The organism is Pedobacter chinensis (assembly GCF_003339865.1).
Taxonomy (GTDB): domain Bacteria; phylum Bacteroidota; class Bacteroidia; order Sphingobacteriales; family Sphingobacteriaceae; genus Pedobacter; species Pedobacter chinensis.
On the sequence record NZ_QPKV01000014.1, the window covers coordinates 21,912 to 41,566 of the forward strand.

General features: G+C 40.7%; 20 protein-coding genes. 11 read left to right on the top strand and 9 right to left on the bottom strand.

The features are described from left to right. Nucleotides 1–14: 14 nt before the first annotated feature. Genes DU508_RS21735 through DU508_RS21760 form a run of 6 tightly spaced genes read left to right on the top strand, consistent with a single transcriptional unit; the run spans nt 15 to nt 3,909 of the window. Complete coding sequence (locus DU508_RS21735) at nt 15–791, top strand: DUF4099 domain-containing protein (RefSeq protein WP_115404773.1); 777 nt, start codon at nt 15–17, stop codon at nt 789–791. Between the two features lie 26 nt (nt 792–817). Beyond that, entirely contained in the window at nt 818–1,138 is a 321-nt protein-coding gene (locus tag DU508_RS21740) for a hypothetical protein (protein ID WP_115404774.1), read from the top strand. A 9-nt stretch (nt 1,139–1,147) separates the two neighbouring features. Further along, nucleotides 1,148–2,011, top strand: a complete 864-nt coding sequence (locus tag DU508_RS21745) for a hypothetical protein (RefSeq protein ID WP_115404775.1) — start codon at nt 1,148–1,150, stop codon at nt 2,009–2,011. Continuing rightward, complete coding sequence (locus DU508_RS21750) at nt 1,983–2,852, top strand: DNA adenine methylase (protein ID WP_233509699.1); 870 nt, start codon at nt 1,983–1,985, stop codon at nt 2,850–2,852. Before DU508_RS21745 ends, DU508_RS21750 begins: the two co-directional genes overlap by 29 nt. A gap of 3 nt (nt 2,853–2,855) precedes the next feature. Continuing rightward, nucleotides 2,856–3,371, top strand: a complete 516-nt coding sequence (locus tag DU508_RS21755; protein WP_115404777.1) for a DUF1281 family ferredoxin-like fold protein — start codon at nt 2,856–2,858, stop codon at nt 3,369–3,371. Nucleotides 3,372–3,381: 10 nt separating this feature from the next. Beyond that, nucleotides 3,382–3,909, top strand: a complete 528-nt coding sequence (locus tag DU508_RS21760; protein WP_115404778.1) for an ADP-ribosyltransferase-containing protein — start codon at nt 3,382–3,384, stop codon at nt 3,907–3,909. Here the strand turns inward: DU508_RS21760 and DU508_RS21765 are convergent, their stop codons facing one another. The 5 genes from DU508_RS21765 to DU508_RS21785 form a co-directional block, all read right to left on the bottom strand. Then, on the bottom strand, nt 3,910–4,143 hold the full coding sequence (locus DU508_RS21765) for a hypothetical protein (protein WP_233509700.1): 234 nt from the start codon (nt 4,141–4,143) through the stop codon (nt 3,910–3,912). Between the two features lie 343 nt (nt 4,144–4,486). Then, on the bottom strand, nt 4,487–7,570 hold the full coding sequence (locus DU508_RS21770) for a DEAD/DEAH box helicase (RefSeq protein WP_158542232.1): 3,084 nt from the start codon (nt 7,568–7,570) through the stop codon (nt 4,487–4,489). 61 nt (nt 7,571–7,631) lie between these two features. Continuing rightward, a complete protein-coding gene (locus DU508_RS21775) occupies nt 7,632–9,149 on the bottom strand; it encodes a HesA/MoeB/ThiF family protein (RefSeq protein WP_115404781.1) in 1,518 nt (505 codons plus the stop codon). Then, a complete protein-coding gene (locus DU508_RS21780; RefSeq protein ID WP_115404782.1) occupies nt 9,146–9,529 on the bottom strand; it encodes an E2/UBC family protein in 384 nt (127 codons plus the stop codon). Before DU508_RS21780 ends, DU508_RS21775 begins: the two co-directional genes overlap by 4 nt. 2 nt (nt 9,530–9,531) lie before the next feature. Further along, a complete protein-coding gene (locus DU508_RS21785; RefSeq protein ID WP_147273673.1) occupies nt 9,532–9,981 on the bottom strand; it encodes a multiubiquitin domain-containing protein in 450 nt (149 codons plus the stop codon). 112 nt (nt 9,982–10,093) lie between these two features. Between DU508_RS21785 and DU508_RS21790 the strand changes: the two genes are divergently transcribed. From DU508_RS21790 to DU508_RS21805, 4 genes are all read left to right on the top strand, one after another. Beyond that, nucleotides 10,094–10,672 (top strand): RNA polymerase sigma factor, encoded by a 579-nt coding sequence (locus tag DU508_RS21790; RefSeq protein WP_115404784.1) that lies wholly within the window; start codon nt 10,094–10,096, stop codon nt 10,670–10,672. A 1-nt stretch (nt 10,673) separates the two neighbouring features. Beyond that, a complete protein-coding gene (locus tag DU508_RS21795; protein ID WP_115404785.1) occupies nt 10,674–11,096 on the top strand; it encodes a hypothetical protein in 423 nt (140 codons plus the stop codon). A 102-nt stretch (nt 11,097–11,198) separates the two neighbouring features. After that, nucleotides 11,199–11,396, top strand: a complete 198-nt coding sequence (locus DU508_RS21800; RefSeq protein WP_115404786.1) for a hypothetical protein — start codon at nt 11,199–11,201, stop codon at nt 11,394–11,396. Nucleotides 11,397–11,404: 8 nt separating this feature from the next. Next, nucleotides 11,405–12,934: a hypothetical protein gene (locus DU508_RS21805; RefSeq protein WP_115404787.1), complete on the top strand. Its 1,530-nt coding sequence runs from the start codon at nt 11,405–11,407 to the stop codon at nt 12,932–12,934. Nucleotides 12,935–12,940: 6 nt separating this feature from the next. Here the strand turns inward: DU508_RS21805 and DU508_RS21810 are convergent, their stop codons facing one another. Beyond that, the gene (locus DU508_RS21810; protein WP_115404788.1) at nt 12,941–14,149 is read right to left on the bottom strand and encodes an ATP-binding protein; all 1,209 of its coding nucleotides are present in this window, start codon (nt 14,147–14,149) and stop codon (nt 12,941–12,943) included. 986 nt (nt 14,150–15,135) lie between these two features. Further along, entirely contained in the window at nt 15,136–16,569 is a 1,434-nt protein-coding gene (locus DU508_RS21815) for an AAA family ATPase (RefSeq protein ID WP_115404789.1), read from the bottom strand. 458 nt (nt 16,570–17,027) lie between these two features. Here DU508_RS21815 and DU508_RS21825 point away from each other — a divergent pair, with 458 nt between their 5' ends. After that, entirely contained in the window at nt 17,028–17,330 is a 303-nt protein-coding gene (locus DU508_RS21825) for a COG1470 family protein (protein ID WP_115404791.1), read from the top strand. Nucleotides 17,331–17,989: 659 nt separating this feature from the next. On the opposite strand, the gene DU508_RS21830 is transcribed toward DU508_RS21825, so the two are convergent. Both DU508_RS21830 and DU508_RS21835 read right to left on the bottom strand, forming a co-directional pair. Next, nucleotides 17,990–18,805, bottom strand: a complete 816-nt coding sequence (locus DU508_RS21830; protein ID WP_199562765.1) for an alpha/beta hydrolase — start codon at nt 18,803–18,805, stop codon at nt 17,990–17,992. Nucleotides 18,806–18,970: 165 nt separating this feature from the next. Continuing rightward, nucleotides 18,971–19,375 carry a DoxX family protein gene (locus DU508_RS21835; protein WP_115404792.1) on the bottom strand — a complete coding sequence of 135 codons (405 nt, stop codon included), beginning with the start codon at nt 19,373–19,375 and terminating at the stop codon, nt 18,971–18,973. Nucleotides 19,376–19,655 lie beyond the last annotated feature (280 nt).

Consider the following 19,655-nt stretch of genomic DNA (forward strand, 5'->3'; position numbering starts at 1 on the left):
TAAATCTTAATTTTATGAAACCTTTATTTTTAGAAAATGAACTGCCAGTAGACGGCCTGAGCAGAATTGGGCTATGGAAAGATGGTAAACCGGTGCTGTCGTCTGATGACCTTCGGGCCATGCTTGCCGGACGCCGTACCGGCCTGGTTACCCTGGAAAACGTCCAGGCGGATGGCTTTTTAATCAAACGGCTGGATGTTAAACTGTCCCTGCATAGGTCTGATTCGGGCCAGGTCAGTTTACAGGCCCATCCAATTCACCATGAGATTCAGTCTCATCCTTTGTTAACTGAAAAAGACATGAAGATGTTAACCGAAGGAAAGGTTGCAAGTATTGGAAAGGCGGTGGAAGGACCGGATGGTAAGGTTCAAAGCTTGATTTTTGAATATGACGCGGGCACAAAGGAATTTATATCCTATATTCCCAACCAGGTTCAGGCTCCTGACAGGGTTAACGGGGAGCTACTCACAAAAAAGCAAAAAGAAGCCTTTCAATTTGGGGAGCCGGTGGAACTTTCAGACGGGACAACCTTTCAACACCGCGCTTCAGAACCTAATGGAATATTGTCTGACCGTATCGCACTGGTAGTTTCTGTTCTGATGGATGGAGGCATTTCTTATTTGCTGCTCAGGGGTCTCCGAAATTTGCTAGGGGATAAAAAACCTCAGAAGGATGAGTACACTGCTGGGTTTAAAATGGCTTTGGCCGCAATGGAGCGTCAGCAGGCTCAAAAGGACTTGCCCAATCTTGATCAGCAAGAGTATACTCAAGGACGGGGCCGATCACGCTGAACAAAGTACTAACCCATTGAAATCAAATGATTATTCCTGAGTATTTTAAACAGAATCTGGAGCTGGACATCGTGGTGTTTGATGAGCCCGTTAAGGTTGACTATTGCTTCTGGTGGCCACAGAAAAAAGAAGATGGGAAGGATCCAATGTTTGCTCATGTTGAATTTCGATCCAATTCTGTAGTGATCAGTGAGACTGGTTATCGGTCTCACTTTTTTCATACTGACTACCTTAAGGATACACCTTACCAAAGCATTAACGAATTCGTGCAGGAACTGGCAGAACATTTTGCAAAAGAAATGGGCTATGAGCCGCCGGTACGTGGCAGCCAGCTCCGAATGTTTTAACAGTTAATTATGAACGAGAAAAATTTTGAGTACCTCAAAAAACTTTTAGATAATCTGGGCTTCGGCACAAGGCTGAACGGTGTGTTACAACAGGCGTTGGAAAAGGGCTTTAATACATTTACCCTCGGACTCAACAATTCATACCTTTCTGAGGAATCCAGGATCCTGGGAACCCCAAACAAGGATATTGTCAAATACAGGCTCAACTTTGCAAAAAGTAAAAATTCCGATTCGGTTTTTCTGAATGACTATCAGGTTTTTTTGTTTAAGCCACTGGAGATAACACCACGTTCGCACGCCTTTGATCTGGAACGTGACCACAGGATAACGGCTTTGCAGGCTTATCGGTTGCTCTCTGGATTTTCCATTCAAAAGGATGTTTTTCTGTCCCGCAGGGAAGGAATTGAGCCAAATGAAGCTCAGCCCGAGAGTAAGAAGCTATGGTTAAAGATTAACCTGGATGTAATAGATGCATATGAACAGCATCCGCTTCGGAAATTTTATCCGGAATATGGATACGATCTTGGTGCTAGTATAGATAAATATCCCTTTACCAATCTTTCTTCCGGGCCTATCCGGGAAATGGCTTTGCAGGATCTGGCCAAGGGAAAGCTTTTTAAAACAGAAATGCGGCTGTTTGATCAAGTGTTTCCTGTTTATGTTGCTGCTAATCCGCAGTCCAGATCACTGGAAATATATGATAAAGCACTCAGCAGGATTTCTGACCGGCAGATTTTTCCGGATAAGATCGAAAAGCTGGAATCCGGTGCCAGGCAGGCTGACTTGACTAAATCTTCTGATCTGCCTGAGAAAAGGGATCATCCCTGGGATCAGGATTCTGATCATGACAATCTTCCAAAGATTGGACGTTAAACCAAATATATTTATGCGTAAGGTTCGGTTAAAAACACCTATAAGTTATTATGGTGGTAAGCAAAAGCTTGCCGCGACTATCGTTTCCCTAATTCCTAAGCATACACTGTACTGTGAGCCATTCATTGGCGGAGCAGCGGTGTTTTTTGCGAAGAGGCCTTCGGAGATTGAAGTCATCAACGACACCAACAGGGAGCTGGTGAATTTTTACAGGGTGGCAAAGGAGGACTTTGTTAGCCTGGAGAAAGAAGTGAGGATTAGTCTGCATAGCCGGGACATGCACCGACGTGCATCCGTTATTTATGCGAATCCCGATATGTTTTCTGACTTGAAACGCGCGTGGGCAGTATGGGTGTTGAGCTCTCAAAGTTTCAGCGCCCAATTGGATGGAACCTGGGGCTTTGATATTTCCAGTAACACCACCACTAAAAAAATCCATCATCATAAATCGGGTTTTACCGAAGATCTCGCAATCCGGTTACAGAACTGCCAGATTGAATGTGCTGACGCCCTTTACATCATAGGCAGCCGGGATTCTGACCATACATTCTTCTACCTGGATCCACCCTACTACAATTCTGATTGCGGTCATTACAATGGATATAGCCAGCAGGATTATGAAAGCTTATTGTACCTGTTGAGCAGAATCAAGGGTAAGTTCCTGCTTTCCTCGTATCCCTCACCTATACTGGAGAAGTATATCATTACCCAGAAGTGGCAGAAGTGGTCTATCAGACAAAAGGTCTCGGTGAATGCGAAGGCAGGAAACCAAAAAACAAAAATTGAAATGTTGGTGGCAAATTATCCAATTGCGGAACAATTGAAAATTCTGGAGGCATAGACTATGGCCAATCATGTTTTTAATGAAGTTAATTTTCATGGGCCGGATTCTGATTTAATGGTGGCCGCGCATTTTTTTGAGCAGATGGAAGCCTGTGAACCCAAGACTGAGGAAGGCCAGTGGCCTCATTTTTTTATCGAAATGCCAAAACACTTTTTTGCCTATATCGAAGCTGCCCATCTACCTGGCATGCTGAGGGTGGAATACCAGACCGATTGGTATCCCAATCCCGAAGACTTGGTAATCATCGCCTCACACTTCGGGCTGGATTTCGAGTCCTCCTACGTGGAGCATGGAAATGGCTATTATGGGGCGTGCAGGTTCAGATATGATGATGGCAGATTCTTGCATACATGGCTCCAAGAGAGTGATCTGATGCAGATTGGGTATGATGATCAGAAGCGAGAATATCTGTATAACGAGCTTAGGTTCAAATTTCAGGGCAATTGCTATAATCATGTGCTGAAGGAAAAGCTGGATGCGCTTGAACAGCATCTCGGCCTGTCCAGGGGCAGATAATTTAAAGAATATGAAGTTAGAAATTCCGGAGGTGCTCTACCACGGCTCCTATTACGATTTCGGCGAATTTGATGACAGGTTTAGACGCAGCAATACAGAGTGGGAAAATACTGTACATGGTTTCTTTTTTGCTGATAAGGTGGAAAACGCCCTGCTTTTTGGCCCGAGAGTGTATAGTGCTGAAGTTTCGATTACTAAACCGTTGGATTTAAGGATCCACGGGATATTTTCCACCCTGGAACAAGCGCCTGTGATCTGCGAGATAATTTTTGAAAGGAAACTACAGCCAAGGGCAGCGTTGTCGCTGCTCAACCGGGAGATTGATTTGGGTGAGATTGCAGATCTGTACGATGCTTTAAATACCGAAGAGGCGAACGCGCATTTCAAAAAGTCAGGTTACGATGGAATCATATCCGATTTAGGCGACTATCAAAATGAGTATATCGCATTCAACACCAGTCAAATTAAAATTTTAGAGGCGTTGAATTATGGGGAGGAAAGGCACCTTATTGAGGTTCATGCCAGACGGCGGGGTTAATTAAAATCTGGAGCGTTTGTTTTGCAGGGCTATAAAGTACTGGTAAAACAGGCGCTCTTTTTCACGTTGTCTCGACCTCCTTCTGGATTTTCCGGTAATGTAGCCCATAAAAAGTAGTACAACAGCAAAGGCTATAGCTGGCCCAATATATGGGTAGGTTTTCATGCTCAATGATGCAAGCAGAGCGCCGGTGCTGATGACCATTGTAATGAGAAATAGGATGATGGTTTTCATACGTTTGTTTGTTGCCTGATTAATAAGCTTTAGCAATATTTGTGCCGGATACCATATGTAAGGTCACTTGCATATTTAGTTAGATTTACTCGTCGATCATCTGTTAAAGCCTCTAATCATTTGAATTTACTTTCACCCCCTTTTACGTTTCAGATCGTCTAGGATTTTATCAACAATAAGAAAAGCTCCATCGCTGATATGCGATCAGCTAAATGGCTTGAGATGGAATTATTATGTATCGGGTCTAGCAAAATCAAGTGATCCAGTTTTGACTTAAAAGCGAAATCCAGACTTACCAAATATCATGAGACTTATTCTCCTAAGCATAACCGATTATTAACCTTTAGTAAAGAGGTACTTCTGGAAGATTTTGTAATGATGCAACAATATTTTCTCTATCTTTTTTTTCCATTTTATCCCGGCAGTGGCCAAGTTTATCTTTACCTAGTATTGCAAGTAGAACATCCTCATCTGCGGCATTGAAATCTGCAGTTGTCAATATCCTCTGGCCTAAAAGCTGAAGATATTCTCCTCGACTTATTGCCTTTCCCAATATATTCGAAATCTCAAGCGATTCCGCTGGGATGCCCAGTTCCAGTCTACTCAAGAGTTTCGCCATTTTCTTACTTATAGCTTGCCCCCCAACAGTGAGTTCAGCTATTGCGGCCACTGTAGGGAGTACATCACATGTTCTTGCAACCACGGATCTCAAAGCCCCTGCCGCATCACTTGACACATTGTGCTGCATAAGTATGTTCTCGATATCTGCAAGGCTTGTTTTACTCATCCATATTAGACACGCTATCGTTTTCTTGGACTTCGCTGTAACATCGGCAGTTTGATTGGCGTGTTTTGAAAACGAACTAACAATAGTATGTGCAATGTTCTGCCGTTTTATTTCTGCTGCCCAGGTCGCTGGCTCCATCTGGGTGCTTCTTTTATTAATCGGCATATAGACTTCTTCCAATTCAACGCATAACTGTGTCAGCGCCAATAAATTTGGTTCGGTCATTTGAGCTTCGGTCAGTTTCGACAAACAATCTACCACCCGTATTATTGATTCAACTAACAGGCCGGAATCTCCTGCCAGTTTCCCAAGAGCCGTAGAGCGGTAGAATCCTTCTACGTCCTTATGCACAAGTTGGTAATTTTCTAAATCCGCTAATGCCTTTAAAATCAATTGAGCATTCCATGTCCAGCTTTCAAATCGCAAGCGTTCTTGAAAAGCGCCAAAACTTTGCTCCAAGAATGAAATAATCTGCTCTGGATCCATTCCGTTTTTTCTTCCGGTGGCCGACAGAACCCTTAAGATGAGGGACCTCACATCGGTATTGACCATAAGGAAGTTTGATCGCAAATCTTCTGGGGAAGCCATCACGTACCCCGTCCAATAGGAATGTTCCATTCCTCCCGTCATAGCGATAAGATACGACTCGCCTTTTTGAGAAAATCCCAATCTCCCGGCTCTTCCAATAATGTTTTTATATTCAGCCACCGTATATGGATTATCTCCAGGATGCATCAAGCCGGCAACCACGACCGCATCTGCCGGTGTGTTCACGCCCATGGCAAGCGTTGTAGTTGCCGCTATCACTTTTAGGCCCGAGGCTCTATCTCTGAAATTTTCCTCCACAACATTTCGTTCTTCAGGATCAAGATCTGCGATATGAAATCCAACTCCCTGTGACAAGACTCTTCTAAGCCTCTGTGAACTTCTTGAGGGGTCTTTATCAGGCAAAGCATCCATTGCGGACAAAGCGGGCGGGAGTCCGAGGTTATTTGCGAGGTACTCTGCACAGGCTGCAGCCTCAGGTTTTGTTTCCCTAAAAACTATTATGCTCTTACCTTCGGCAACCAGCTTTCTGACTAAGGGAATGATAACATCCTGGCTTGTACCCTTTCTATATTCGGGCTGGATAAGGCGTACATTACTCTCTTCCATTGTATCAGAGCTTACCGACCTATATAAGCCATTTGATGTCAAAATTCCTTCTTGTACTGGGACCGGCCTATCTTTTTTGATCAATAATCTTGCCCCTATCCATCTTTCAAATCCATTAAGATTTCCAATCACTGCAGATAGTGTAATGATTTGCGGTTCAATCCCCTCAAGTCTTTTCAATTTCAACAATGTCAAGGTAAACTCGAGGTTTACACCTCTACTATGATCGGCCAACATCTGGGCCTCATCGATCACAATAGTTCCAACTTGGTTCAGTATAAAAGGACAATTCAATACAATTGATGTAAATTTTTCATAGGTCATCAGGCAAATATCATATCGCCCTTTCATAAGCGGGCCAATATCGTCAGAAGTACTTTCTCCGGTAGCCTTTATTGTTTTGATGTTCAACGGGAGATAGACTTCTTCGAATTGCCTTAATTTGTCGTTTACCAGTGCCTTCAACGGAAAAAGGAAAATGGTTCTCTTCCGCTGTTTAACTCCAAAGATTGCAGCCATTTCTCCCAGCATTGTTTTTCCCGATGATGTAGGTGCCGAAACGACTAGATGAGATCCTTCTAATAATCCATACTCGTTGATTGCGGCAAGCTGCAGTTCATTAAGGGAAGGGATTGAAGCCTTCCATATATCTATTATCTGGTTGTCAAACCCAAGTCCGGAGAGCGAACTGATATCCGATTCGGCTTTTGACCGTTGCAGCTCGGGAAACGCCATCTGATACAACCGGCCAGGAACGAATACCGGTAAGTAAATCTCCTCCACAATTTGTCCAAGCAACATTGGATTTTGCTGTTGCCCTATTATGCTCGCCGAAGTTTTAACATTTGAAGTTACATATTCGAGCATCTTATAAATTCCAATCTTTCCATCCTTTCGTACCTCTTGGGCTCCCTGAAATGCCTGCAATAGATAATAGGTCAGCAGGCCGTGGCCATAACGAACATTTTCCCAAGCTTCCTCATTTGCTTTAGATGCGGTCAGCACAATGCGGCCTCTGCCAGAAAACTGGTTCAGCGCATCTTCGATAGACTTACTTTTTCTGGAAGCAAAATCTAACTGAAGTGCTTTAGCGCCCAGCCCTCCAGAAAAACAACAGTCAATGAAACAGAATACCTGCCTTGCCGGTATCTTACCAAGCAACTCTGCCAATCGATCAAAGGGAACCGTTGATTCATTTAGGTTGAAAATATCAGAATCGTGGGCTACAAGCTGATGTTCTGGGCTGCCGTGTCCTGAAAACGATATTATCACAATATCATCCTCGCTGCATATAGAAAGGTCCGAAATGGCTGACTCAATATTTGCCCTGGTTGCGCTGTCGTCATAGAACAGTTTGTATTCCCCCGGTATATTGTCACTAAATAACGAGAACAGTGCCACTGCGTCTCTCTTTGCACAGCTCAACCAAGGAATCGCCTCGGAACTGTATCGATCAATACCAATAAATACGCCATGTATCTTCATTTTCTTTGTTTTTTGGGCATCATTAAAGATCATTTAAATCTAAGGGTTGTATCTGTCAAACTCAATGATTTGTTTTGAACATTTTAGCAATCCATGACCTATGGCCAAACAACTTTAATATAAATTGCAGAATATAATTCTCCTTTGGCCTATTTGCTTCTGCTGAAGGTATTGCTGATTTTCTTTTTTCTTCAGCAATCGCATGCTGGGAAGCCAAATTTCCGTTCACCTTATCGCCTTGTCCGATAAGCTCTTGGTATTCGCATCCGCTTTTACAATTGAAATCAAAGTCCGCATCAATATTTCCCGTATTAAAATCGAATTCCTTTGGGCCATAATAGATTCCTAGAGGTTGTAGATTTAACGAAAGAAACTGTTGGATTTCCATTCCAGCAAGCCCCAAACTGAATGCGAATACATTTTCTCCCCGTTTCGCAAAATGTTCGTCAGGCAGTCCTTGTATATAGTGCGGATCCTCTAAAAGCCCAGACATTTCCAGCGAAACATCTTCTGGCGAATATTGTCCCAGACAACTCAGGCAAATTCTGCCAGGAGCTGTCACATGACTTTTCCATCTAGCTTGGCCAATATTATCTCTTTTTTTGTTTTGATTGGCATCAATTCCCCCATCGATAACCGGGATCGCATTCGCGTAGGAAATCTTGTTCAATACATACCTTGGCCATGGCCGATCAACGCAAGAAAAGATGACATCACTGGCAAGTATAGCCAAAAGACCCTCGCCCTCGATTAGGCTGTAGGGCAAGCTGATTATCGAGATTTCCAAACCAGGAGTAACGTCTTCCAAATGTTTCTTTATTGCATGAACTTTATGTTGTCCAACATGCTGTGAACCAATACCCTGAAGCCTGTCCAAATTTTTACGTTCTACTGTATCGAAATCCAGCAAAATCAATTTTCTAACGCCTGTCTTTACCAAGGCTTCGGCAATTATGGAGCCGACGCTACCCAAGCCAACTATCCCAACGCATAGCCGTGATATCTGATCCTGTTTGTCTTGTCCCCATGCAGAAATCGTACGCGTGAACTCAACCCCAAAATGGACCTTTGGTGCCAGCTCATCATAATATGAGACGTGGAGTTTTTTACCACTAACGCATACCTTCGAACAAAAGTGCCGACGATAGCTCTTTGGCCTGTCTTTTATCCAGAACCTTGCGCTCCATATACTATCTTCCCCAATGGTCATTCCAAGCAAGGGAAAATCGGTCATGGCTTTGCACCGTGGGGCCAGCATGTTTTCTGCATCTATATCATCACGGCTCATTCCCTGCCAGCCGCGTGCTGGGTGGCTATGCATAAAGCAGATCCCACATTTCTTTTCTCGTGCAATCTTACCCACACGATCAAGGTATTTACTGCTGAAGCTAACATTTCCGTGCACATCACGATCCCCTTGTTCTGGAAGGATGGCCTCAAAGAGAACCGCGCCCGCCATTCCCATTGCTGTAATGGGATTATACAGGGCAAAGCATAAATCCTCCTGACCGTCTGGTCGGATCAGATGGGACTTAAGGACATCATTCAACGCTTCGGGTATATTTACTTTGTAGTTCATTCGAAATCAAATAAGGTTCTTAAAAAAGAGACATAACTTTTAACATTTTTCTCCGCCTCGCTCCAGGAACTGCATGGCCTGCTCCAATACTGGTATTCCGGCGTCGGCATGTTATACTGGTGAACGCCGCCAGTTGGATGGACGCCACCTCCACCTGTTATCGGCATTAAATGCGGCCTGATGTAAGGGCCACTTGGTGGGATACTGGGAAACTGCGGCGCATTAAGGGCTATTTCTACCTCTTGCCCCCGAAATCTTCCATGCGGTATAGTGAATATGAAGGCGACGAAATCAGTGGCATTTCCATTCACGTCCAAAGGTACAGTTGGCTGAAAACCTAGTTCAGCCAACTGTGCTTTTAAAATTTCATTCCCGGTCATGATTAGGAAACTGTTGTGTTACCAATCTTGCAGCTTACAAATTTCATTTTGTGGTGCATTGCTATAACATGAGCCTTGTCGTTTTTGTAGGTAATTTCACGTGCCTCCAAAATCTGCTTGAGGTAATGCTTGTCCGCATCAATTCCAGCAAGAGTCAGGATTTCGGTTGGGGTCATGAAGATATGGGCGATGGGGTAAATCTCATCATCAACCTCAATTACTACCGACGGGTAAGGCTTGATGAAGAACGTCTCAATTCTTGGGTCGGCGAGGTCAACGACTTCATCCAATTGGATTGGCTCAAATTCCTTGCCTACAAGCTTGAACAAAATCTCATAATCGGTAGAGTGGTTCAGCCCGATAAGAATTAAAAGCTCTTTACCTGTAATGGTTGATTTTTCATAGTTGAACGTTCTATCGTTCACACGGATTTCAAAACTATTAGGTTTCATAAATAATAAGGGAAGTTTGTTTGTGCTTCCACCTATTAATGCTATAGTTTCATTTTTTTTTGCCACCTGACGGAAAAAAAATCTAAGTTTATAGCATATATAGTTGAATGCTATGAAATTAACCGACGATTTTATTTCCGAAACTGAATTGAAGGTGCGACTAGATGCCGTTGACTGGGGCGATGTTATTCCCAAACTGCATGCCTACGCGCTATTAAAATTGCAACGGTTTCCTATGCTTGAAGGTAGGTACAATGTAGAAAACCTATCGAGTTCAATCGCAGATGATGCTATTGAGTTGGTATTTGACGAAACGCGCAAGTGGAAACGCAGCGCCTACGCAGATGTATACGCGTTTTTGAAAGGTATCGTAGACAGTCTCATCTACAATTTCAGAAACAAGAAAGAGTTTTTGTTAACAGATCAACTTCCGGAGGATGATTTCGATTTGCAGGATCCAAACGCAGGCGATCCCGAAAATAGCATGATCGTGCGCGAGATAGAATCAGAGATCAGCGCCATCCTCTCTTCCGACCCGGATGCTTTAAGAGTATTTGATTGTTTAAAGGACGGGCTAAAGCAAAGAGAGATTGCGGAAGAGCTGAATATGAAAATAGAGGTTGTACGAAATATTATTAAACGCGTTCACAGAAAACTTAACGATTACAAACTCAAATTAAAAGCGGGCTAAAATGAACAACAATAGAAAAAGACTTAACGACCATCTACTGGACGCAATGATCGAAATAAGCGACAATAATGCCGCAGAGAGCATAAAAATATTGGAGGCCTCAGGCATTGATACAGAAAAAGCCATTTCAAGATCGCTGAACAAAGTCGAAGCGCTCAAAACTGCTCTAGCAGCAAGAACGACCTCAAATTCAGACAGCGTTGTTAAACGGATCAGTGAACTTCTCAAATCTGCACCAATGCAGACGACGAACTTTTTAAAAGATTATCTTAACATAAACGCGCCAACTTTGCAGTATCAGTCACGCTCATTATTCACAGCCTCGATGCTACAAAAAATGGAAGGAAAGATTGATTTTAATGATCTTGAAAAAAAGCTTTCTGAACAAAAGATAGATACAAATGGCAATGATCAAAAAAAATAATGGTCTATTTTTTGTTAATAAATCAATAATAATTGAATTATTTTATTTAGATTAGTTTACAACTAGTATAAATTAATTAATTTTGCGAATCAAAACCAATTAATGACTGGACTTAATATGAGTAAACTTGGTTTCTCAGACATCCTAAAAAACGCTGCTAGCTTCTCCACCAAACCTTCTGTTAAGGAGGATAAAATGGAACTGAAAAAGTTCGTTAATGAAGCTATAAAAAAACAGGCCGAAATCCTTAAACTAAAGGATATAGACGAAAATCAGCTTAAGATTGTGATCAAACTTTAGGTCAGCTGGTGGAAGTATTACCGTTCACCCCTGAAAACCTTGCGCACGCCTTGTCGAACACGTTGACAACGGCCGATATCATTCCGAATAAACGACAATATCATTATTACCTCAATTATTTGGGCGAACATGGATTGTCAGCAAAAACGATAGTAATCGAGGAAAATTATATAAGCAAGGATTTTCTCCATGACCACGCTACTTACTATGTGCTCTGTTTTCAAGATTATAAAAAAGTGTGTAAGCGTGTACACTTCTTTGCAGAAGCTTTTGATGAGCAAACGTTAAATGCCAATTTGCTGACTTCAGAAGAAATTCCTTTTTGGGAATCTTATCTGGGATTTACAGTAGTGAGACCGATTCCATACACAGTTATAGGATATACGGTTTTGCGAACTTATACCGAAGCTGATGCCGACGGTCAAAGGAACTACTGGGGACTTAGGAAATACAAAGTCCATTTTTTTGGACGTGAACTTGTGTTAAAGTCACTGGCATTCCAGGAACAGGATAGTGTACTTGCCGCCTGTGCCACCTCGGCAATTTGGTTCACGCTAAATAAGGCCTCTATTGATTTTTCTACGATCTTGAAAGTGCCAAGCGAAATTACAAAAGACGCCGCTAAGCTTCAGACCGATGGTAACAGACTATTTCCAAACAAGGGACTAACATTGCCGCAAATCAGTCAGGCTATCCACATTTCCGGACTAGCTCCTGAAGTAAGAACTGCTACAGAAGAAAAGAAAGATGCATTGGGTGATGATACGCTCTATGTGAAAAGCGAATTTGTTAGAAAAATTGTGAATGCTTATGCCCCGATTGGTATTCCGATTATCATGGGAATAAAGGTGCCAATGTACGATAACAGCACGGGCAACTCTTTTTACGGCTTCCATGCTGTAAGTATTTTGGGGCATAAGGTTGGTAGTGAAAATGCTCCCTTTGCCTGGAAGTCAGATAATATCACTAAACTCTATATCCATGATGACCAGCATGGCCCATTCGCGCGTGTCAGATTCTTAGAGGATGGGGAACTACAGACTCCTTGGACGGATATTCATCCTGAACAACTTCCAAGTTATATTACTTCTCTTGTGATACCGGTTTATCCAAAGATTAGGATAACTTATGAAGATATTGAAAGCCTTGTCATTGGGGTTTATTATATTTTGATAGCAGCTTTTGGGGAAAATCTTGAGCAACAGTGGGACATTCAAATTAAATATAGCGAAGACTACAAGAAAGAAATCCTTGTTTCAAGTCTGGAAGATGCGGACAAGCTGTCAATTATCAGTTCCAGTATGCCAAAATATATCTGGATCTCCACTCTTTATTCCGGCGAAAACAAGGTAATGGAAATCATTTTTGATGCAACTGGTGTAAAAAATGCGATGATTGGGTTGAGATTGAACACGTTTCTGGACGAAGATGTCAAAGCTTATATAAAGGAATTCATCGTCAACCATACCGATGACCTAAAATCACTTTTTGGTGCTTCGGGTATTAAATACATTGATTTTCTGATTGATAATTTATAGTTGCATTTAAAACAGAGCTTCCATATCTTGTCGCTTAATATAGTTGGCCAACAGCGGAACAGCGAACGAGTATTTACCTCTTCTGTTCTTAAAGATAAGACCAGCTTCTATTAGCTTCAACAGCGAATTGTTAATGTGAGCCGTTTTGAAAATATTTTTTAGTTCGATTGACTTATCTGCGATTTCTTTATTAGTAAACTCGGAATCTGCATTTGGCAAAGAAGCAATAATCATCAACAAATCTCTTTGACGATCTGTTATTCTGCTCCATCTGCCTGAATAAAAGTCAGAATCCAATTTTAAGACCATTTGCGGAACCGAAACATTAGGTTCAGTAACCCCAACCCTTATTTGTTGAAGAATAATATCAAATGCTTCTTTACAGAAAAACTGTATGAAATAAGGATAGCCACTAGAATATTTCAAAATTTCCGAAATGCCATATTCAGTAAATGTTACTGGACACCCCTGTTTATTGATCGGTTTTAAAATCGCCTCTCTACTCTCTTTTTCATCAAGCCGGTCAAGGGTTGTAATATTAAACATTCTCTCCGCATAAGTTCTAGATTCAACCAAATTTGGGAACAGCGTGGGTAAACCAGTAAGTACAAGAAGATAAGGTATTTCCTTTTTTTGAAGATATTGTACGACTTCTAATAAAAGAGAAAGGGGATATTGCTTGTCTGCCGCCTTGTCTTTTAATATCTGCGCCTCATCGTATGCAAGAACAATTCCCTTAACTTTCGTTTTAACAACATCCCATACAATTTCAAGAACTGTTTTCAACTTATCGGACTCTAACCCAGGAGTGTTGTTATAAATTTGAACAAGTGTTTGGTAGTTAAGCTTTATCTCAAAGGTTTCTTTCGAAATACCAAAGCCAATTCTTTTCACCTCTTTTTCTTCCAGAACAAAAGACGAGACTAATGGCGCTATATCAGCCAACACTCTTGTGGATAGAGCAAGTTCACTTACGCTAGCTGATTCACTTAAATCATTTCCAGCCCAAAACCAAGCTTCCTGGAGTGCAATGGGTCTAAGGGTTTCCAAAAGCACGGTCTTTCCAACACCACGAAGCCCAGTCAAAATCACGTTTTTCAATATCGGATTTTGCCCTAATAATTTTTTGAACCCCTCTTTTTCATTGTCACGACCTGCTAGATAAGGAGGTGGCTGGCCCGCACCAGGTCTGAATGGATTTGCAAATTCTTTCATTTGATACAAAATATATGCAAATATATAAATTTAAGTATATATACATTTATTTATATAGAAATGTATATTTAAGATTTTTAACTATTATTTTTTCAGAACTCTTCGATAAAAGTTGTTTTGGACTGGTACAACCAATAGTGGGCGATTTATTTCAAGAATCCGGAATTATACTTAGAGGTTGATTATTTATTCTATTTTTTATATTTTTGAATAGTTTGCAGCTTGAATTAAAAAAGATAGTGAGTAATTCGGTGAGTCCAAAGATCTTAAAGTCTTTAAATTATTGAAAATCAATTGATAAAGTTATGACGGGAGGTTCTCGTCGGGACCACTTCCTTTGTCAGTAGTTATACATAACTGCTGGCTTTTTTGCTTCAAGGGGCGAGTAAATTTGATGAAGATGAATCGGTATTAAAATGATTTAATTTGGGCTTTATCTTTTGGCTTCATCAAAATGGGTTCCTCAAAGCTCAAGAAATTAAATTCCTATATAAAAAATAAACGATATTTAGCAACAATCAATTTCAGTAGTAACATGGATAGATACATCGACTTGATTCTTACTGCAGGCATGTCGCTTGGCTTCATCATATGGAAGGGAGAGTTATGATTAGAACTAATTAGATATTTTGATTTCGTTTACAGGTATTGCAAAGATTTACCCTAATTCGGTAACAAATTAACAATCTATTTACCCTAATTTTGCAAACAACATATCGGAAATTAAATTTATCCGCAGCCAAAATAAGATCATTTACTTGTATTTTGGCTGCGGATAATCTTGTTTGAATTTTTAAAAGGGATGATAAATGATATATCAAGAACATAAATAGAATTAAGGTAAATGTATAAGCTGTCGACATAAGAATTACGGTTTATTAGTGAACGCTGCAAATCTTAATGAATTCGATTCTCTTGAACCAAGTATATTTGGTGGGCATGACAAACTGATAAAAATAGAGCTTTGAACCTCCTGATATATTATACTAAGGTAAAAACAAATCATCCATGGTAACTTCGTTCTGTACCAGGCCAATAGAATACATATTATTTTTAACGCCATAGGTTGTAACCATGGCAAGGAACAGTGCTTTTTTAGTTTTGCTCTCCCTACGGAATATATCAAGTTTGTACTGTAACTCGGCAGCATAGGTTTTATCTATTGCGAACTCAGTATTTGAAAACTTCATTTCACATATGCTTATCACATTATCCTGTCTATCCAGCAACAGATCGACCTGTGCGCCGTTTCCATCTTTTGGAGCATGCCGCCAAGCTGATGTTTCAGTGAACACTCCGGAAATACCCAGTGCCAGCTTGATATTATCTGTATGCTTCATGCAAATCCCTTCAAAGGCATAACCGCTCCAACTCCTCCAGGAAGACGTCGATGATTTTTTTAGCCATGTGCCTGCACCGGTGGCGCGGGAATGTTCGATGAATTTAAGATAGAAAAGGCTGTATTCGTCGCTGAGTTTGTAAATGCTCTGATTGGCATTCTTCTGGAAAGGCAGGTGCGGAGTAATGAAGCCAGACTCCACAAGTTCCTCAAGTAAAAGACTGGTAGTCCCTCCACTCCGTAGGTTACATGCCGCAATGATTTCGTTTCTTGTTAATCCTGATGGTTTATCCGCGAGCGCTTTGACTACGGAAATGTGCCTGTCTGCGTTTTCGAACAGAGAGCGGTATAGGTTTGCGAATTCTGTTGAAAGGAGGCCATCCTTAGTGAAGCAAAGCCTGTCAATGGCCTGAGTAGCACTTTCCCCTTTTTTGAGTTCTTTCAGATAATGTGGCACACCGCCCATTGCCATAAAAATGGTTAGCACCTGGTAACGGTCAATATGGATATTATTGCTTTTTAGGTACTGTTCTGTCTCGTGCAACGTGAAAGGTAACAGGCGTATTTTACGCGTTAACCGATTGTGCAGGCCTCCTTTGCTGTTGACAACTTTTTTGATCATCCAAGTGGCAGCAGATCCACAGATAGCAACAATCAGGTTCGGCTGTTGTGAGGCCCATTGGTTCCAAAAATATTCAAATGCAGAAAGGAAGCCTGATTTATGCGAACTTAGCCAAGGGAATTCGTCAAAGAAAATTACAGCTTTTCTTTTTTTAATTATAGGGGCTGCAAATTCTCTGAGTTGCCAGAAGGCTTCCGTCCAGTTCTTAGGGGCTGCAGGAGTTAATTGGGAACCTAGCGCATCTGCGATGGCCTTGCTGAAATTGAGCAACTGCTCGGCAGCATTCGCATCGTGAACTCCCGAAAGCTCAAAAATGAGCTGTTTCTGGAAGACTGAGCGGATCAGGAAGGTTTTTCCGACCCTTCTCCTGCCAAATACCGCTAATAGTTCTGATGAAGACGAGGCTAGTGCCTCTGATAATATTTTTTTCTCGGCTATTCTTCCAATGAGCAATTCCATTTATTGTCCTTTCTAACGGTTAACGATAAAAAATAATTTTATCCGCAGCCAAAATGTGCTTCAAATATAGAGTTTTGGCTGTAGATAAAAAAATATCTGCAGCCAAAATACCAGAAATAAGCAATGATTTGGCTGCGGATGATAGATCTCATTTTAATGAAAAGGGTCCTTAATTCATGGCGACTTAATAAAGTTGATTTGAAAAAAAAAGTTTCTTTCGCTTTTCTTAATATTTTGTATCTGGTATTCTTAGATGATTTTCTTGTGTTGAACGAATTCATTTCGTAAAATTGAGTGATAACATTTGAGCCTAATATCAGTCATTTTGGATAGTTAGTGAGTTGTTTTATAAGAAATTGTTAGTCAGCAGGTTGTGTGAGCGAAATGTGTTTGCAGGTCGTCAGGACCATAAAATCAGCAAACCTTTGGATTAAAAGTCTAAAGGCTTTTTATTTGGTATGGTACTGATAAACATTGAGGGTGCTACCAATGAGGTATTCCGTTACACTACAACCTTGCACAATGGCGATAGCAAATCAAAGATTTTTGAACTTAAAGCCCAACTTCCGGCAGGCTGGATGATTAGTTACAAGGTTGACGGTAGTGCAGTAATATCGGTAGCAATGGATGCTGGAAAAATTCAGGATATTTTTATAGAAATTAATTCTACATCAACTGCAGATCCTCATAAATATAAAAACATTGTCATTCAATACATTGATTTAACGATAAATAGAATAAAATGTCTCAATTCAAGATAACTTAATGAAGCTCACTAGCAAAAATTAACTCCGATATTTTTCTTAATGCGTTATAGCTAGCTATATAGTTTATTTATTTTTCTTGTGTTATTTCAATTCATTTAGTAAAATTGAAGAATAACATTTGAGCCTAATAACTGTTATTTAAAAGCAGTCGGTTGTTTTGTAAGAATTATTAGCCATGAGTTTACGTGACTGGAATGTGTATCTATTTATCATCGGGACCACCTCAAAAAAAGATGTGCACCTATCGCATCTTTCTTGTTAATTAACCTGTTAAGTTGCTATACAGATTACTTCTGCTTCATTACGTTTTTGCTGCGGTCTGAACTTGCTATGGCAATGAAGCGCATGAATGTGAACTAAAAAACAGGCGTTATTCTGTTATACTATACACTTTTTGGTAAAAAATAAAAAAAAAGCAAGATTTCTTTACTAGAAATTTGTGAGTAACAAATTATTTTCATATGTTAGGTGTTGTTAAACGCCAAACTATGAACCTGATGATTTTATGTGGAGCCGTATTGTATACATCTCTATTGATCTGGCTGATTTTCGATGCGAAAAAAGCCATTGTCTTAGATGAAGATGCATATTGGTAAGTTCTGATGTGGAGCCGTTTTGAACGGCCCCTCATCATTTTTTTATGAAGGGTTACCTTATAGTTTTGCAGACAGGCTAGCGGCTGAGATAATCAATCGAGCTACCTCTTTTGCGTGCGAAATATACACCGAATGACTTGCTCCTGCTATTTCCACTATATTGCTTTTTGCACGCTTTGCATACATTCTTTCCAGATCGGGATTAATTATCCGATCTGATTTGGCAACCATGTACCAGCTTGGTTTTATTTTCCAGGCAGGATTACGGATGATTGCATGAAACACAGAATCAGCAGTTGGTGTTTGGGCGCTAGCCATGAAATGCGCCTTTGATTTTGGCAGGTCGGCCGAAAAGTCGGTCACAAAATGATTGGGATCGATATAGTCCCATCCATCCTTTCCCTTGATCAGCGATTGGTAAGCTGATGGATAAGTTTTACCATTGCCCGCCTCCGATTCTCCATCATCCGGGGCATGAGCGGCAATGTATACCAGTCCGGCAACTTTCGGATCATTGCCAGCTATGGTAATAACAGCACCTCCATAACTATGTCCCACTAAAATGCACGGTCCATCCTGAAGATCAATTATTCTTTTTACTGCAGCCACATCGCCTTCAAAACTTGTAAGACTATGCTGTGTAACACTTACCTTATACCCTTTCTTAGTCAGGATCTGATATACTGGTTGCCACCCGGCGCCATCTACAAATGCACCATGAACAAGTACAATGTTTTGGATCTGTGTTGGTTCCTGTGCTTTTAGCTGAAATCCAAAAGACGTGACCAAACAGATCAGCATATAAAATGCTTTTATGCGAGTATTTAAATTTAAGATCATCAGGGCGGTTTTTTTTAATGTTGTTGTTTTCATGATAACTTACTATTAATTTCAATAGTAAAGTTGCGCAGGAATCAATTCAGTGACTTGTATATTTCCTGAAAACTCTTATACATTTCCGATCCAACATAAGGCACATATATTAACACAAACAGGCAGCGCTGCCTGTTTGTGTTTTTACAGTTGTTGAGTTTAAACTTATTGTGCAGAAAGATCTTGTAGTTTCAGATAAGACACTGTATATATTCTGCGATACATTGTATAGGTTACTGCAACTATCGTGAAAGCAATAATGGCATCTATAGTAGCGGCAGGGCCAATCACAACTAATTTTGAACTAAATGCGAAAATGATATCAAAGAATATTCCGGCAAATACCCATTCCTTCAGTCTTAAAAATTTGTCGGGAATCAGTAAAACAACAATGCCAGCCAACTTTGCAATTCCCAGTACGTAAATGAAGTAAGGAGGGTATCCTAACTGAAGGGTTATATCCCAAACGATGGCGTTTTTGGTAAGTTCACAGATGCCGCTGGTGCCAAACCATAAGGAGGTTAATATGGCTCCGATCCAGTAAATTGTTTTTGTGGTTTTAAGTGTCATAATATTTTCTTTTTAAGTGTAGCACAAAATTGCCTCACAAACAGTCAGAAATTCAGCAGAAAGTATATGAGTTAGACAAATTAAATCGTGAGCCAGACAATTAGGGCTGTGCTGTTAAATCTGTTTATAGGATAAGTTTATTGTCTAGGCACAGATGTTCCTGATAAGTCGATACAAATCTCTAAGCCTGTGTAATTTATGTTTTGTGGCAATCTCATTGCTGTAATTCCATTCTTTAAATAGCTCTCGGTAATTATTTCTGAAGGAGATTGCATAGCCA

What these genes read in the sequence shown, in the direction of transcription:
- DU508_RS21835 (WP_115404792.1), bottom strand. Translation starts at nt 19,375, where the DNA reads ATGACACTTAAAACCACAAAAACAATTTACTGGATCGGAGCCATATTA.
- DU508_RS21755 (WP_115404777.1), top strand. Translation starts at nt 2,856, where the DNA reads ATGGCCAATCATGTTTTTAATGAAGTTAATTTTCATGGGCCGGATTCT.
- DU508_RS21735 (WP_115404773.1), top strand. Translation starts at nt 15, where the DNA reads ATGAAACCTTTATTTTTAGAAAATGAACTGCCAGTAGACGGCCTGAGC.
- DU508_RS21750 (WP_233509699.1), top strand. Translation starts at nt 1,983, where the DNA reads ATGACAATCTTCCAAAGATTGGACGTTAAACCAAATATATTTATGCGT.
- DU508_RS21780 (WP_115404782.1), bottom strand. Translation starts at nt 9,529, where the DNA reads ATGACCGGGAATGAAATTTTAAAAGCACAGTTGGCTGAACTAGGTTTT.
- DU508_RS21745 (WP_115404775.1), top strand. Translation starts at nt 1,148, where the DNA reads ATGAACGAGAAAAATTTTGAGTACCTCAAAAAACTTTTAGATAATCTG.
- DU508_RS21795 (WP_115404785.1), top strand. Translation starts at nt 10,674, where the DNA reads ATGAACAACAATAGAAAAAGACTTAACGACCATCTACTGGACGCAATG.
- DU508_RS21810 (WP_115404788.1), bottom strand. Translation starts at nt 14,149, where the DNA reads ATGAAAGAATTTGCAAATCCATTCAGACCTGGTGCGGGCCAGCCACCT.
- DU508_RS21800 (WP_115404786.1), top strand. Translation starts at nt 11,199, where the DNA reads ATGACTGGACTTAATATGAGTAAACTTGGTTTCTCAGACATCCTAAAA.
- DU508_RS21825 (WP_115404791.1), top strand. Translation starts at nt 17,028, where the DNA reads ATGGTACTGATAAACATTGAGGGTGCTACCAATGAGGTATTCCGTTAC.
- DU508_RS21790 (WP_115404784.1), top strand. Translation starts at nt 10,094, where the DNA reads ATGAAATTAACCGACGATTTTATTTCCGAAACTGAATTGAAGGTGCGA.
- DU508_RS21770 (WP_158542232.1), bottom strand. Translation starts at nt 7,570, where the DNA reads ATGAAGATACATGGCGTATTTATTGGTATTGATCGATACAGTTCCGAG.
- DU508_RS21830 (WP_199562765.1), bottom strand. Translation starts at nt 18,805, where the DNA reads ATGAAAACAACAACATTAAAAAAAACCGCCCTGATGATCTTAAATTTA.
- DU508_RS21765 (WP_233509700.1), bottom strand. Translation starts at nt 4,143, where the DNA reads ATGAAAACCATCATCCTATTTCTCATTACAATGGTCATCAGCACCGGC.
- DU508_RS21775 (WP_115404781.1), bottom strand. Translation starts at nt 9,149, where the DNA reads ATGAACTACAAAGTAAATATACCCGAAGCGTTGAATGATGTCCTTAAG.
- DU508_RS21760 (WP_115404778.1), top strand. Translation starts at nt 3,382, where the DNA reads ATGAAGTTAGAAATTCCGGAGGTGCTCTACCACGGCTCCTATTACGAT.
- DU508_RS21740 (WP_115404774.1), top strand. Translation starts at nt 818, where the DNA reads ATGATTATTCCTGAGTATTTTAAACAGAATCTGGAGCTGGACATCGTG.
- DU508_RS21815 (WP_115404789.1), bottom strand. Translation starts at nt 16,569, where the DNA reads ATGGAATTGCTCATTGGAAGAATAGCCGAGAAAAAAATATTATCAGAG.
- DU508_RS21785 (WP_147273673.1), bottom strand. Translation starts at nt 9,981, where the DNA reads ATGAAACCTAATAGTTTTGAAATCCGTGTGAACGATAGAACGTTCAAC.